General features: G+C 46.1%; 11 protein-coding genes. All 11 read right to left on the minus strand.

The genetic code is table 11. The features are described 5' to 3' along the window. Window positions 1-930: a methionyl-tRNA formyltransferase gene (gene fmt, locus DWV34_RS04670; protein ID WP_022261288.1), complete on the minus strand. Its 930-nt coding sequence runs from the start codon at window positions 928-930 to the stop codon at window positions 1-3. A gap of 10 nt (window positions 931-940) precedes the next feature. Beyond that, entirely contained in the window at window positions 941-1414 is a 474-nt protein-coding gene (def, locus tag DWV34_RS04675) for a peptide deformylase (RefSeq protein WP_009290317.1), read from the minus strand. A gap of 38 nt (window positions 1415-1452) precedes the next feature. After that, a complete protein-coding gene (priA, locus tag DWV34_RS04680; RefSeq protein WP_118475549.1) occupies window positions 1453-3678 on the minus strand; it encodes a replication restart helicase PriA in 2226 nt (741 codons plus the stop codon). A gap of 3 nt (window positions 3679-3681) precedes the next feature. Further along, window positions 3682-5031, minus strand: coding sequence for a phosphoglucosamine mutase (gene glmM, locus DWV34_RS04685; RefSeq protein WP_039946880.1), 1350 nt, complete (start codon window positions 5029-5031; stop codon window positions 3682-3684). 134 nt (window positions 5032-5165) lie between these two features. Continuing rightward, window positions 5166-5585, minus strand: coding sequence for a Fur family transcriptional regulator (locus tag DWV34_RS04690; RefSeq protein WP_009290314.1), 420 nt, complete (start codon window positions 5583-5585; stop codon window positions 5166-5168). 113 nt (window positions 5586-5698) lie between these two features. Then, window positions 5699-6907 (minus strand): deoxyguanosinetriphosphate triphosphohydrolase family protein, encoded by a 1209-nt coding sequence (locus DWV34_RS04695; protein WP_009290313.1) that lies wholly within the window; start codon window positions 6905-6907, stop codon window positions 5699-5701. A 69-nt stretch (window positions 6908-6976) separates the two neighbouring features. Next, window positions 6977-7858, minus strand: coding sequence for a phosphatidylserine decarboxylase (locus DWV34_RS04700; protein ID WP_006568045.1), 882 nt, complete (start codon window positions 7856-7858; stop codon window positions 6977-6979). A gap of 12 nt (window positions 7859-7870) precedes the next feature. Continuing rightward, complete coding sequence (locus DWV34_RS04705; RefSeq protein WP_006568046.1) at window positions 7871-8482, minus strand: CDP-alcohol phosphatidyltransferase family protein; 612 nt, start codon at window positions 8480-8482, stop codon at window positions 7871-7873. A gap of 10 nt (window positions 8483-8492) precedes the next feature. Beyond that, entirely contained in the window at window positions 8493-9515 is a 1023-nt protein-coding gene (locus DWV34_RS04710) for a lysylphosphatidylglycerol synthase transmembrane domain-containing protein (RefSeq protein WP_009290311.1), read from the minus strand. Beyond that, a complete protein-coding gene (locus DWV34_RS04715) occupies window positions 9505-10221 on the minus strand; it encodes a phosphatase PAP2 family protein (protein ID WP_118475551.1) in 717 nt (238 codons plus the stop codon). The genes DWV34_RS04710 and DWV34_RS04715 overlap by 11 nt, the downstream gene beginning before the upstream one ends. Window positions 10222-10342: 121 nt before the next feature. Further along, window positions 10343-14020 carry an efflux RND transporter permease subunit gene (locus DWV34_RS04720; protein ID WP_118475553.1) on the minus strand — a complete coding sequence of 1226 codons (3678 nt, stop codon included), beginning with the start codon at window positions 14018-14020 and terminating at the stop codon, window positions 10343-10345. Window positions 14021-14119: the final 99 nt, after the last annotated feature.

Below are 14119 nucleotides of genomic sequence, written 5' to 3' on the forward strand. Positions count from 1 at the left end.
TTATTCTCCTAATACCGTTCCTGTATCCACCCTGGAGCCCGCCAAAAATGCCTGAACGGACATCCGTTTTTTCCCGGAAAGCTGGATCTCGTTGAGCGCTAACGCATCCTGGCCGCAGGCCACAATCATCTGTTTTTTCGTCACTTCAATGATCGTTCCGGGTCTCTCTCCTCCGTCATAAGGAACGACGTCCGCATCCCATATTTTCAGTGTTTTCCCTCCAAGTTCCGTATAAGCACTCGGCCATGGGTTCAGTCCGCGCACCCACTGTTCAATCTCAGCGGCACTTTTCGTGAACTCTATTTCCCCCATCTCTTTGCTCAGCATCGGGGCATAGGAACTCTCATTGTCATTTTGTTTCGTCCTTACCGCCGTCCCGTTTTCTAGTTTTTCTAAGGTCTCCAGCAATAAGTCCGCGCCCAGTTTCATCAGCTTGTCATGAAGGGTTCCTGACGTTTCTTTCTGATCCAGCGGGATGACCGCTTTGTCGATCATATCTCCCGTATCCAAACCTTTTTCCATATACATAGTTGTAATTCCCGTTTCCTTCTCACCGTTTAAGACGGCCCACTGTATCGGTCCCGCCCCGCGGTATTTCGGAAGAAGTGACCCATGGACATTGATACATCCGTATTTGGGGATATTCAGGATCCGCTCCGGCAGAATCTGTCCGTACGCGACTACTACAATCACATCCGGAGCCAGCTGTTCAAGGTCTTCTATAAACTGCTCATCTCTGGCTTTTGCCGGCTGAAGGACAGGGATTCCATGTTGCAGTGCCGCCTCTTTCACCGGCGGAAAAGAAAGTTTCTTTCCTCTTCCCTTCTGCTTATCCGGCTGGGTCACTGCCGCAGCCACATGATGAAATTGTGTCAGCTTCTCCAATGTAGGCACCGCAAATTCCGGCGTTCCCATAAATACAACGTTCATCGCGTCCTCCTTACTCTTCCTCTTCTTCCACATCTCTCACCGGTTCTTCCGCCACATCCGGGTAAAGGACTCCGTCCAAATGGTCGAGTTCATGGCAGATCGCCCTCGCAAGAAGTCCTTCTCCCTCCACTCTGATGGGGTTCATATCCTGGTCCAGCGCCTCACATACCACATGGTTCGGACGCTTTACGACTGCGACCTTCCCCGGAAGGCTCAGACATCCCTCATCTCCGATCTGTTCGCCGTCTTTTTCCACAATCTTAGGATTGATCAGGACCAGCGGCTGGCCTTCATAGGTGTCGATGACCACCAGCCGTTTCAGGATTCCAACCTGAGGAGCGGCCAGTCCCACACCGTATGCCTCATACATCGTATCAAACATGTCTTCGATCAGCAGCATGGTCCTGGAAGTCATTTCTTTAATCTCTTTTGATGGTTTTCTGAGGACTTCATCCCCCATTTTTCTGATGTTTCTGATTGCCATGAATACTTCTCCTTCTCAAATATCTCAAATATTCTTTGTTAATAACTGCTCATAGGATTAAAATCAAATGTAATATGAATGTCTTTCGGCAGTTCCTGCCGGTCGATCCAAAGTTCCAGCCGGTCTTTCACCTTCACAAGTTCCTTGTAGTCTTTCTCTTTTACGTACAGCACCTGCCGGTAAATATCATTGACTTTTGCCAGAGAGGCTTCGCCGGGTCCGATGACGCGGATACCCGAATTCTGAATGACCCTTGCCATGCGCTGTGCTGTCTGTTTACATTCCTCTTCCGAAGGCCCGGCAAGAAGGACTGTGAGCATCTGCCAAACCGGAGGATAGCAAAGCATCGTCCGGTAGGCTATCTCCTGGCGGTAAAACTCTTCATAGTCCTGCGCCGCCGCCGTGACAATACAGTAATGTTCCGGCGAATAGGTCTGTATGACAACCTCACCCGCTTTCTCACCTCTCCCTGCACGGCCGGCTGCCTGGGTCAAAAGCTGGAATGTCCTCTCTGCCGCACGAAAATCATTGGCATGCAGAGATAAATCCGCTGCCAGGATTCCGACGAGAGTCACGTTTTCAAAATCGTGTCCTTTGACAATCATCTGCGTGCCCACAAGAATATCGGCCCTGCCTTCCGAAAAAGTCTTCAAGATCTCTTCATGGCTGTGCTTTCTTTTCGTGGTATCCATATCCATCCGAAGCACTCTTGCTTCCGGAAATTCTTTCCTTATGGCGGCTTCTGCCTTTTGAGTACCGAGGCCGAACGTTCCGATAAACGGGCTGCCGCACTCAGGACAGGCCTCCGGCATCACTTCTTCATACCCGCAGTAATGGCAGCGGAGTTTCCCGTCCCTGTGATACGTAAGCGACACGTCACAGTGCGGACACTGCATTACAGTGCCGCAGCTTCTGCACGAGACAAACCCGGCATATCCCCTCCGGTTTAAAAACAGCATGACCTGTTCTTTTTTCCGAAGCCGGTCTCCGATCAGTTCATAGAGCCTTCTGCTGAACATGCTGCGGTTCCCCTGCTTTAATTCTTCCCTTAAATCTTCTATATACACATCGGGCAGGACCGCTTCTTTTGCACGGTCTTTCAGAGTCCAGAACCTGTATTTTCCGTCCAGTGCCTTCTGATAGCTCTCAAGAGACGGCGTTGCGGACCCTAAAATCACCGCCGCGCCTTCCATGTCCGCTTTTTTCAGGGCTACTTCTCTTGCATGATATTTGGGTGTCTGTTCACTTTTATAACTGCCCTCATGTTCTTCATCCATAATGATCAGCCCCAGGTTAGGAAACGGCACAAACAAAGCGGATCTGGGCCCGATGATAATATCGCAGTCCCCATTCTTTGCCCGGAGCCACTGATCGTATTTCTCTCCTTTGGAGAGTCTGGAATTAAGAATGGATACTCTGTCTCCAAACCGCTTCGTGAAACGGCAGACCGTCTGGTACGTAAGGGCGATCTCCGGGATGAGCACGATCGCCTGTTTCCCTTTTCTGACAACTTCTTCGATTGCCGCCAGATAGACCTCTGTCTTCCCGCTTCCGGTAACTCCATGCAGAAGATACGTTTTCCTCTCCCCTGCCGCGTAATCTGCTTTAAATTCCTGTATCAGCTTCTCCTGACTCTCATTCAGGGGCAGGGCAGCCTCCGCTTCCATCCCGCCGGGGCCGGGATTCCGGTAAAACATTTCTGTTTCGACGCGGATGATGCCATCCTGTTCCATACCTGCAACCGTTGTCCTCGGAATCTTCAGGTCTTTCGTCACACGCTCCCAGGAAACCGTCTGCTCATCCATGAGAGCAGCCAGCAGCCTGGCTTTTGCCGCATAATGCCTGCCTAAATATTCATCCAGCAGACCGGGAGCCTGCTCTTTGGGCAGCATGAGCCTGACAGATTTTTTTTCTTTTTGTTTCATCTTATCCTGCACGGGAAGCACGGTCTTCAATGCCTGGATCATGGTAGAGCCATAGTTTTCCCGAATCCAGTAGGCGAGCTTGATCATCCTGGATTCTGCGCTCACACTGTCTTCTTCTATAGACAAAATTTCCTTTATTTTCTTTGGATCGTACTCTGCCTGATCCGAAAGCCTGACAACATATCCCCTCTGTTCCCGGTTTCCTGCTCCAAACGGCACCCGAACGGACTGCCCGACCCGGATCTGCTCATATAAGGAAAAAGGCACTCGATATTGAAATACCCGATCCAGTGCCTCATGCGAAATATTAATGATAATATCTGCGTATAATGTTTCCATAAATCAGTCGATGACGTGTCCCTTTTGGCGCAGGACTTTCACTACACGGTCCACATGTTCCCTGCAGATCTCGTGAGTTTTAGCTTCCACCATGACACGCACCAAAGGTTCCGTTCCGCTCTCCCTTACAAGAATCCTTCCGTCATTTCCGAGTTCCTTCTCCACAGCTTCCACCGCTGTGATCACGTCTGCGTCTTCCCTGGCGTCTTTTTTATCCCGTACTTTGACGTTCTCAAGAATCTGCGGATAGATATCCACATCCTTTACCAGCTGACCGAGTGACTGTTTCTGTTCCAGCATGGCCTCCATGATCTTTAAAGAAGTCAGAATCCCGTCTCCGGTAGTCGCAAACTTGCTGAAAATAATATGTCCTGACTGTTCACCGCCCAGGCCGTGTCCGTTTCTGGACATATTTTCATACACATATTTATCTCCCACTGCTGTTTTTTCATAGTCGATGCCGGCCCGGTCAAAGGCCTTGTAAAGACCGAGGTTGGACATGACCGTCGTGACGACCGTGTTATTGTTGAGAGCGCCGTGCTCTTTCATGTATTTTCCGCACACATACAGGATCAGATCGCCGTTTACTTCTGCCCCGTTCTCATCCACAGCAATACACCGGTCTGCGTCGCCGTCGTATGCGAATCCCACATCCAGGTGGTTCTCTTTTACAAATCCCTTCAGGATCTCTATATGAGTGGAACCGCAGTTGGTGTTGATATTTGTTCCGTCCGGTTCATTGTTGATCACATAGACCTCTGCACCCAGTGTTTCAAATACATTCTTTGCAATGCTGGAAGAACTTCCGTTGGAACAGTCCAGTCCGACCTTTACATTTTTAAATGACCGTGTGGCCAGGGAGATGAGATATCCTATGTATCGGTTTCTTCCAGATGCGTAATCTTTCGCCCTTCCGATATCGCTTTTCGTGGCAAAAGGAAGTTCTCCGATCTCACCGTCGATGTATGCCTCGATCTGTTCTTCGACTTCCGCATCCATCTTATGTCCCTTGGCGTTGATCAGCTTGATCCCGTTGTCATAGTATGGATTGTGGCTGGCAGAAATCATAATGCCGCAGTCAAACTGTTCCGTGCGGACTACGTAAGACACACTCGGAGTCGTAGTCACATAGAGCATGTAAGCGTTGGCTCCTGAAGCCGTAAGTCCGGCCACCAGCGCATGTTCAAACATATAGCTGCTTCTCCTCGTATCCTTTCCTATGACTACTTTCGGGCGTTTCTTTTCCTTGCCCAGATGCCATCCCAAAAATCTTCCTACTTTATATGCATGCTCCACTGTCAGATCGATATTTGCCTCTCCGCGGAAGCCGTCAGTGCCAAAATATTTTCCCATGATTGACCTCTTTCTCATACTTTATTTTAAAATAACCTAGAATGTATTATAACATAAAGTCTCACCGTTGAAAAACAAAAAATCCCCGCCGGAGATCATGCTTTGACAGCACTGTCTCCAGCGGGGACACACTTTTAACTGCTTTTCCGGCTGACTTTTACAACAACGGAAATATCTTCATCCTTAATCTCACCAAGGGCCCTGAGCATTTTTTTCAAGGCGGGATACCATATATCCTTGGGAAGTTCCTTCATCTCTTCTTTTGTGAGCAGACTCGTCTGATCCTTCTCTGTCCCGAATAATCCCTCGTAACAGATCTCGTACTGCTTTCCCCGGTCGATGACTCCTAGCTCTTCCAAGGTATTCATCATCCGGTAGACAGTCGCTCTGCCGATGGCAGGATCTATTTTTGTCGCCTCATAAAAGATTTCTTTGCAGCAGGAACAATTATTTTTTAAAATCACATCCAGAATCACTTTTCTCTGGCTTGTAATCCGAAGCCCCTGCTCCCGAAGCTGCTCTATGATTCTTTCCCGGCTAAGTTCTGTGGTCATACTGCCTCCCATTCGCATCTGTCTCTCTGCGGTGCCTCTATAAATTGATAACCAATATCATTTATAGCCTTATCATACTCAACTTTTCTAAAATTGTCAAGTTTTTATTGATATCAATTTTCAAAATAAGACTTATAATTCACATGGTATTTCCCTTTCGGAAATAAGTGATGGTAGAGATCTACAAAATAATCATCTGTCATGCTCGCAATATAATCGGCCACAATCCGGTTCGGCTCCTCCTCTGCGTAGGATCTTGACGCATCATAATAAGACCTGGCCTCCTCCACGTATTCTATATGGTGTTTAAAAATCACCGATTCTTCATTTCCCGCGATCAAATCAGCATACAGCTTTTCATAGACTTCCCGGAACATCGGAGCCACATTTTCCGAATAAATACAGTCCAGTTTTTTGTTGAAATAAATTTGTTCATAGTTTTCTTTCTTGGCGATCTTCATGGCATCATAATACTTTGAATCCAGCATGATATAGTCTTTTCGGTAACTGTTTTCAACAATGTTCACGATCATGTTATTGATAATCTCCGCATTTTCTACTCCGATCTCCCCCTGAGTAAAAATATCACTGCTCTCAATCAGCTTTGCTTTCTTCGCATCCTGCCGGTCCTTGCCAAGATAGGCTACCATATCGCAGATCCTGACCACACATCCTTCCAGGGTTGAGGGGATCAGAGTTTTGATATAGTCTTTGTTTTGACTGCTGTTTCCCATCTTCTCATAAAACTCTTCAAAAGTATCCATCCGGCAGGGACGGTACTCCTGCTGTTCAAATTCTCCATTGTGACACAGGATTCCATCCAATGTCTGCAGTGAAAGGTTCCGCTCAAACATCCCGTCCAGCACCCGCACACTTTGAATATTGTGCTGAAAACACTGTCCTGTCTTCTCATGATAAAGTTCATCCAAATACCGTTCTCCCGCATGTCCGAACGGCGTGTGTCCGATGTCGTGTCCGAGGGCGACCGCCTCGATCAGGTCACAGTTTAAACCCAGGAGCTTACCGATATTTCTGGCAATCCTTGAGACAAGCTGTACATGCAGAGATCTTCTGGAAATATCATCGTTCAGGAAAAATGAAAATACCTGGGTCTTATCTGTATACCGGTTGTAGTATGGAGAGTGGATGATCTTTTCCACATCCCGGACAAAAGCCGGTCTCCAGAGGCTGGCCTTATCTCTTTCCCGATTTTTCCGGATCACCTGTTCATCCGTACATGCATAGGGATTTTTCCAGCCCACCTGCCGGTCCCTGATGATTTCCTTCTGCAGTTCTTTTGAAAGTTCATGATAATTAAGCATTTTCCTCTTCCTCCCTAAATCCCGAATCATGCCCGCTGACTCAATTTATAAAACAGAAAAAGCCTACAATTATGATTGCAGACTTTGTTTTTTTGCCATGCCTAAACGCTGGCCCTGTTTTAGTTTTGTCTCACATCCGTCTTTCGTTCTTTCCAATAAACATTCATCGATCTCTACCTTGTCGCCTCTGAAAAGCAGAACGATGGTGGAGCCTCCAAACTCAAAATATCCCTTTTCCATACCGCGGTGCATGATGCCTTCTTCGTGATGGTTTACGATCCGCCCTACCATCAGAGCTCCAACTTCCATCTGGACTGCATCGCCGAAATGCTCCGTCTTCATCATGGTAAACTCCCTGGCATTTTCTTTATAGACAGACACATAGTCATTGGCTGTCGGATTCACAGTGTGGTAGGCCCCTTTTATAAAATAATTCCTGCTCTTCGTGCCGTTGTCAAAATAGCAGTACCTGTGATAATCATCAACTGTAAGGCGCAGAATGACTGCGTAGCCGTTTCTGAAATGGTCAGCGATCTTTCTGCTTCTAAGCAGTGACTCCACGGTATAGACCGTATCTTTCACACAAAATGACGTGTCTTCTGTTATGCGGTATGCGCTTGCTTTACAGTCGCAAGGACTGAACAGAATGTCCTGATTTTCAGGAAGCAGCCGCTTTCCAGGCTTGATCCTCCTCGTGAAAAAATCATTATAAGACGTATAGATCCTGTCCTCATACTCCCTCATATCGATCTTATTTTTTCTGACAAACCGCTCGATCAGACACTTTGAGAAGCCTGTACTCAGAAAAAGACCTCCCAGCCTGGATATCCAGGGCTTTGTGAGAATCTTTAATTTGATACGGCCGATGTAAGTTCCATAAAGAAGCTTCAGAAATTTATCCTGAAAAGTTTCTTCCTCATAACAGCGGCCTTTTTGATCCACGTATTTCATTTCTTTTCTCCTTTAAAGAAAATATATTCTGACGGCGATCAGGATGCCTATAATTACAAATGCGAACATGCACTTCTTTCCCGGCTTAAACACACTGAAATCAATTACAAACAGCAGAGAAATGATCAATACTGCCAGCAGATATATGTATGGAAACTGTGCTGTAAAAAACCTTTTCAGCTGATATACGACGGGCAGAATCAGTGCTACCGATGTGACCGGAAGTCCCCGGTAATGTTTTCTTCTCTCGCTTGTCTCTGCCTGTCTCTGCTCTTCGGTGACATTAAAAAATGCCAGCCGGATCACCGCTCCCAGAATGTACATCATATATATGATTTTTGCATACCAGGCATCCATCCCCATGGAATAACCTATGACGACAGGAAACGCTCCAAAACAGATCAGATCACAGAGGGAATCAATCTCGATTCCAAATTTCTTTGCGTCATCGGAGCGTTTGATCATTTTTGCGACGGTTCCGTCATACATATCTGTAAATCCGGAGATCATCAGACAAATCATTGCTATTTTAAAGTTTCCGTTAAATGCCGCTGACATACCGAACACAGCACTGACGACACCTGCATATGTCAGTATCACTGACACATTATAAAATCCTATCATAATTAAACCTCTATTCCTTACGCTTTATTGTCACATGAGCCACAAAAGTCAAGAATGCACTGATCAGTACCAGAGCATAATAACTGATTCCCCGGCTCAGCAGCATTGCCGGATACAGCAGACTGCCCCTGAATATCTTATGGAAAATACTTAAAAACAAGCCTTCACTGATTCCCATTCCTCCCGGAAGAGGAAGCATATCCACCGAGATCGATATGACACACTGAAGTGCTACAATATCAACAAATCCAAGTGCAGAGAGTCCCAGCGCCTTATAGACAAGATATGTGATGGAAAAATGCAGAATTCTCTGAACCAAAGTCACCAAAAACATCTCAAAAATCATGAGTTTATATTCTTTAATGACTGCAGCAGCCTTATGGTAGTCCTGCATCCAGCCCTCTATTTTTCTGATCCGCTCTTCTTTCTTTTTAAGGATATGAATTTTTTCCAGCATCCGTATCATTGACAGAAGCACTCTGGACGCAAGCGTCGGTTCAAATACCAGCATCAGCATCAGTGCGACGCAGAAAACATTCAGTCCGATACCGAGATAAAAGAAAAATGCTACCTGAGATATATAGTCTGTAATCAGACTGTGCCGGAACACAAAGATTGCCGCTCCCAGAAATACTAATACAAACTTATATAAAATTGTAACGATCATCAAAACAACGGTTCCCACCGAAACATCGATCTTATCCCGGTTCATATAGTAAAGCTGAGCCGGCTGTCCTCCGGTGGCCGACGGCGTGATGCAGCTGAAAAAAAATCCTACAAACGAATAGAGAATACAGTGCCTTTTCGGCACGCGGTACCGGAGCACACGCAGCATTCTGTAAATGATAAAAGCTTCGCAGCATACAAACACGATGATCAGCCCAAAACCTAATATATAGTATACAGGGCTGACGCTTCTCATAACCTTTAAAAGTTCCGGCAGCTCTTTTCCGCGAAAGATTGCATAAAATGTAAGCCCGAACAGTGCAAAAAAGAAGATGCCATTGCCAATCCAGCGCTTCTTATTCTCCATAACCTACCTCTTTGTCGATTGCCCTCTCCAAATGTACACCACGGTTGATCTTTGTAAACATACTCTGCAGTTTCAGATACCAATCCGTCTTCTGACCGACCAGATACATAGCCTCTGCCAGCAGTATCCCTCCTATCAGGTCTATGATATAATGCTGCTTCGTAACCTGAGTGGAAATACACACCAGAACTGCAAAAACACAGGAAAAACGCTGATACCACAAAGGTACTTTTTTCTGTCCCCTGATCCCAACATAACAAAACCAGCTGACCAGACAATGGATGGACGGAAACAGATTTGCCGACGGATCAACCGTATAAACCAGATTCAGCATCTGATCCCATATCCCGGTTCCGGTTATTTCGGGCCTTGCCAGAGTCGTCGGAACCATTACAAAGAAGATACCGCAGATGACTCTGGAGAGTAAATCTCCTACTAAGAACCGGTATAAATGCTCCTTCCCAATCCTACCTATCATGATATAATTCACAGCCCAAAACAGATAACAGATCAGATAGATACTCGTAAATTCCGGTATCAGAGGTACTGCACGGTCAAATGCCGTTGTAAAATCATAATGCTTAAAATCCCTGCACAGAATCTGTGTACCTGTATAAATCAGTGAATTAAAAGTGAAAGAACAAATCAATGGGAGCACTGCATATTTGGGGATTATATTCCATAAATGGCCATCCAGTTTTTTCATATTTCACTCCTTTACAAACAAAAACCATGTCATAATACATGACATGATTCTTGTCTTATTATAGCTTTCCATCATCAAAATGTAAAGCCAAGCTCATTTATTTAATACATTTGTAAGAAAATCAGGATCTCTGCCTTTTCTTCTTTCTGTTAAACACCAGGTAGATACAAGGGATAAAGATTAATGTAAGCAAAGTTCCATAAATCAGTCCCCCGATTGTAACGATGGCCATCGGCTGTACCATTTCTGCCCCGGATCCAAGACCCAGTGCCATGGTAGAAAGACCCAAAATTGTCGTGATGGCCGTCATTAAAATCGGCCGGATTCTCATGGAACCGGCAGTTATGACAGCATCCATGAGCTCGTAGCCTTTATCTCTCAGCTGATTGATCGTATCCACCAGAACGATACCATTATTTACGATGATACCGGACAGCATGACGAAACCGATCATGGCAATGATGCTCAGATCCTTGCCCGCCACAAACAGTCCGATCAGACCACCTGTAAATGCCAGAGGAATTGTAAACAGGATAATGAAAGGAGACTTGAGTGACTGGAACTGTGCCACCATAATCAGATACATAAATGCGATTGCCAAAATCAGCATCAATCCTACCTGTCCCGCGGTATCATTTATGGATTCCATCTCACCCGTCACTTTATAACTGTATCCTGCAGGCGCCTTGTACCCCTTCAGCGCTTTGGTCACATTCTGGCTTACGATACCGATATTGTAACCGTCCTCAAGCTCTGCGGTTACATTCAGTATTCTCTCCTGAGCTGATCTTGAGATCGTAGAGAGACTGTCGGTATCACTGAAGCTGGCTACTTTGGAAAGTGCCACTTCCCTGCTCTCCCCTTTCTTCGTTCCAGTGAGCTTCATTTTCTTCAGCTGTGCTCTTGTAATATTGTCCTTGGTGTCATTGGACACTTTTACATCCCACTGTTTTTCATTCTGGCTGATTGTAGTCGCTGTGGAGCCCTCCTGAATCTTGGAGCTGAGCTGCTGATAAACGGTCGCCACCGTGAGACCATATTTTGCGGCTTTTGCTTTATCAACTGTAACATGGATATCGGGAGTCGTTTCCTCCTGTCCGTCACTGACATTCTTCGTGCCTTTGACAGATTCCACCCTTTTTGCAATATCACTGGCTGTCCTGCGGAGCGTTTTCATATCATTTCCTTTGACTTCGATGGCAATCCCGCTTCCCCCGAGGGCGCTCATATCCATGTTGGACTCCTGTACCTGGATCTCACAGTCGAATTTCTTTGTCTTTTTTAAGATCTCATTTTTTATCTCTTTATTTGTCTGCTTTTTATCTTCTTTCAGCATGATATACATGCTGGCTGTATCCTGATCTGCCTTGCTTCCCGACGAAGTGCCTCCCATGCCTGATGAACTGCTCACCATAGCTCCGACGCCGTCTACATCAGGAATCTCACGAATTTTTTTCATGACCGTATCAGACATAGCCGCCGTATCACTCAGGCCTGATCCTTTCGGCATCTCGATGGTAAGGCTCATCTGTGAACTGTCCATAGACGGCATCAGGGAAGTTCCAATCCTTGTTGCCCCGATCACTGCTCCCACAAACACTGCCAGCGTCAGTACGATGGCAATCCATTTCCTCCTGAGCACCTTATCCATGACTCCGCGGTACAAAGACTGAAGTCCGTCAAACAGCCTGTTGTCCTTTTCAGTCACTTTGTGAAGCACTCCGGCGGACATCATCGGAACAAAAGTCACTGCAACGATCAGACTGGCAATCAGTGAATATCCGATTGTCAGCGCCATATCGGAAAACAGCTTCTTCGTAAGTCCTGTTGTGAACACAATCGGCAGGAAGACAGAGATTGTTGTCAGCGTAGAAGCAGTGATTGCTCCGGCTACCCCTTTTGCTCCTTCGATCGCAGCCTCCTTGACCGGCACCCCTTCTTTTCTCAGCCGGTAAATATTCTCTATAACAACAATCGAGTTATCCACCAGCATACCGACTCCGAGCGCAAGGCCGGAAAGGGAAATAACATTCAGGGTAATGCCGCTGAAATACATCATAACGACGGCAAACACTACACTAATCGGAATGGAGCAGGCGATGACGGCAGTAGGTTTGATATCCTTTAAAAACACAAGCAGGATCAGCACTGCCAGCACTGCACCCATTCCAAGATTCTGCAGAACAGATCCTACAACCATATCTATGTAGATTCCCTGATCCATTAAGTTTGTATAATGCAGTCCGGGGTTCTCTTTTTTGAGTGTTTCCAGCTTCTCGGAAACCCTCTTTGATACGTCTGCCGTAGAGTAATTGTTCTGTTTCTGAATGCTCAGCACCGCCGCATCATTGCCATTTACCCTGCAGTAATTATCCTTTTTATTGTTGACAACTGCCACATCTGCAACATCACTCAGACGGATCGGCGCAAAGTTATCAATGCCGAGATCCATCAGCTCCATGTCTTCCAGATCTTCCTGACTGGTAACTTTATCCCCGACTCTGACCAGATATTGTGTGTTGTCTTCTGAAATATATCCCGCAGGCATTTCAAAATTCTGTGCGATCAGCATGGCTTTTACATTGTCCACAGTCAGTTTATCTTTTATGTCAGCCGCCGCTTTTGCCTGCTTTTTGCTGGCATCCAGCTGCTGCTGGCCCGCAGCAATCTGTGATTCGCCCTGTGCGATGCCGATCTCTCCTGATGTCATCTGGCTGTTGGCATTGGCGGTCTGGGCAGTCACTGTCGTCAGATTGGCGTCGATCTGTTTTTTGCCCTTCTGGATCTGCTTTAACGCCTTCTGTAAAACTTCAATATTTTTATCCAGGGTCTTTATCGTACTGTCTGCTGTTTTCAGCTGCTTTTTAATCTCTGTGATCTGAGCCTGAAGCTGCGCCTTCTGTGCGGGGTCTGTCACAGTTTTGAGCTGTGCCTCCAGCTGTTTAAGTCCTTCTTCCCCCGCCTGTTTTACAAGTTCCAAAGCTTTTTTCTGATTTTGAAGATTGGTAAGAGCACTTGTGACCTCTACCTCCTTCTGGGCAAGGCTTAATTTCCCGCTGTTTAGAGCCGTCTGTGCTTTCGCAAGGGTATCGTTGAGCTCCGTTCTCTTAGAATTCAGCTGTGCCTTGCTTCCGTCAAGTTTTGCTTTCGCCCGGTCCAGCTCATCCTGAGCCTCGTCAAACTGGCCGTCCAAAGCCTTTTGAATCTTTTTATTTAATGATTTGATCTTGTCCTCATTGATGATAACATTGATATTCTCTTCAAGCATTCCGGTCTCGCTTACAGAGGCAACACCTTCCACTGCCTCCACACCCGGAGAAACTTTGTCTTTGATCAGCTTTGAAATCTCAGACATATCTTTGTTGTCCGAATCAATCGCAGTCACAAGCACCGGCATCATGTCCGGATTTAATTTCATGATCGTAGGATTGCCTACTTTGTCAGGCCAGTATCCTTTGATCATATCCAGCTTTTCCCGCATATCAAGAGCTGCCGAATCCATATTGGCATCGCCTTCAAACTCCATATAGACAACGGACATATTCTCACTGGAGGAAGATGCCACCTGTTTGATGTTGGATATGGTTGCCATGGCCTGTTCCACCGGCTTTGTCACCGTAGTCTCCACTTCTTCAGGAGAAGCCCCCTGATAGGTAGTCATGACAAGAGCGTATGGAAGTTCCATACTCGGAAGCAAGTCCGTAGTCATTTTGGAAAAAGAGACAATGCCCAGAATAATTACCAGGATGACTCCCACAATGACAGTATATGGCTTGCGCACACTAAATTTTGAAAACATGTTTTTTCCCCTTTTGAGTTTTTGTATTATAAGAATAATACAATGTTAGCATGACCGCTCAAAGGATTCAAGTTTTTTTGAATATTATTTTAGATTCCC

This window comes from Anaerostipes sp. AF04-45 (assembly GCF_003461725.1).
In the GTDB taxonomy this organism is placed as follows: domain Bacteria; phylum Bacillota; class Clostridia; order Lachnospirales; family Lachnospiraceae; genus Anaerostipes; species Anaerostipes caccae.

Excerpts from the sequence above, each read along its gene's own strand:
- fmt (WP_022261288.1), bottom strand. The coding sequence starts at position 930 with ATGAACGTTGTATTTATGGGAACGCCGGAATTTGCGGTGCCTACATTG.
- def (WP_009290317.1), bottom strand. The coding sequence starts at position 1,414 with ATGGCAATCAGAAACATCAGAAAAATGGGGGATGAAGTCCTCAGAAAA.
- priA (WP_118475549.1), bottom strand. The coding sequence starts at position 3,678 with ATGGAAACATTATACGCAGATATTATCATTAATATTTCGCATGAGGCA.
- glmM (WP_039946880.1), bottom strand. The coding sequence starts at position 5,031 with ATGGGAAAATATTTTGGCACTGACGGCTTCCGCGGAGAGGCAAATATC.
- DWV34_RS04690 (WP_009290314.1), bottom strand. The coding sequence starts at position 5,585 with ATGACCACAGAACTTAGCCGGGAAAGAATCATAGAGCAGCTTCGGGAG.
- DWV34_RS04695 (WP_009290313.1), bottom strand. The coding sequence starts at position 6,907 with ATGCTTAATTATCATGAACTTTCAAAAGAACTGCAGAAGGAAATCATC.
- DWV34_RS04700 (WP_006568045.1), bottom strand. The coding sequence starts at position 7,858 with ATGAAATACGTGGATCAAAAAGGCCGCTGTTATGAGGAAGAAACTTTT.
- DWV34_RS04705 (WP_006568046.1), bottom strand. The coding sequence starts at position 8,482 with ATGATAGGATTTTATAATGTGTCAGTGATACTGACATATGCAGGTGTC.
- DWV34_RS04710 (WP_009290311.1), bottom strand. The coding sequence starts at position 9,515 with ATGGAGAATAAGAAGCGCTGGATTGGCAATGGCATCTTCTTTTTTGCA.
- DWV34_RS04715 (WP_118475551.1), bottom strand. The coding sequence starts at position 10,221 with ATGAAAAAACTGGATGGCCATTTATGGAATATAATCCCCAAATATGCA.
- DWV34_RS04720 (WP_118475553.1), bottom strand. The coding sequence starts at position 14,020 with ATGTTTTCAAAATTTAGTGTGCGCAAGCCATATACTGTCATTGTGGGA.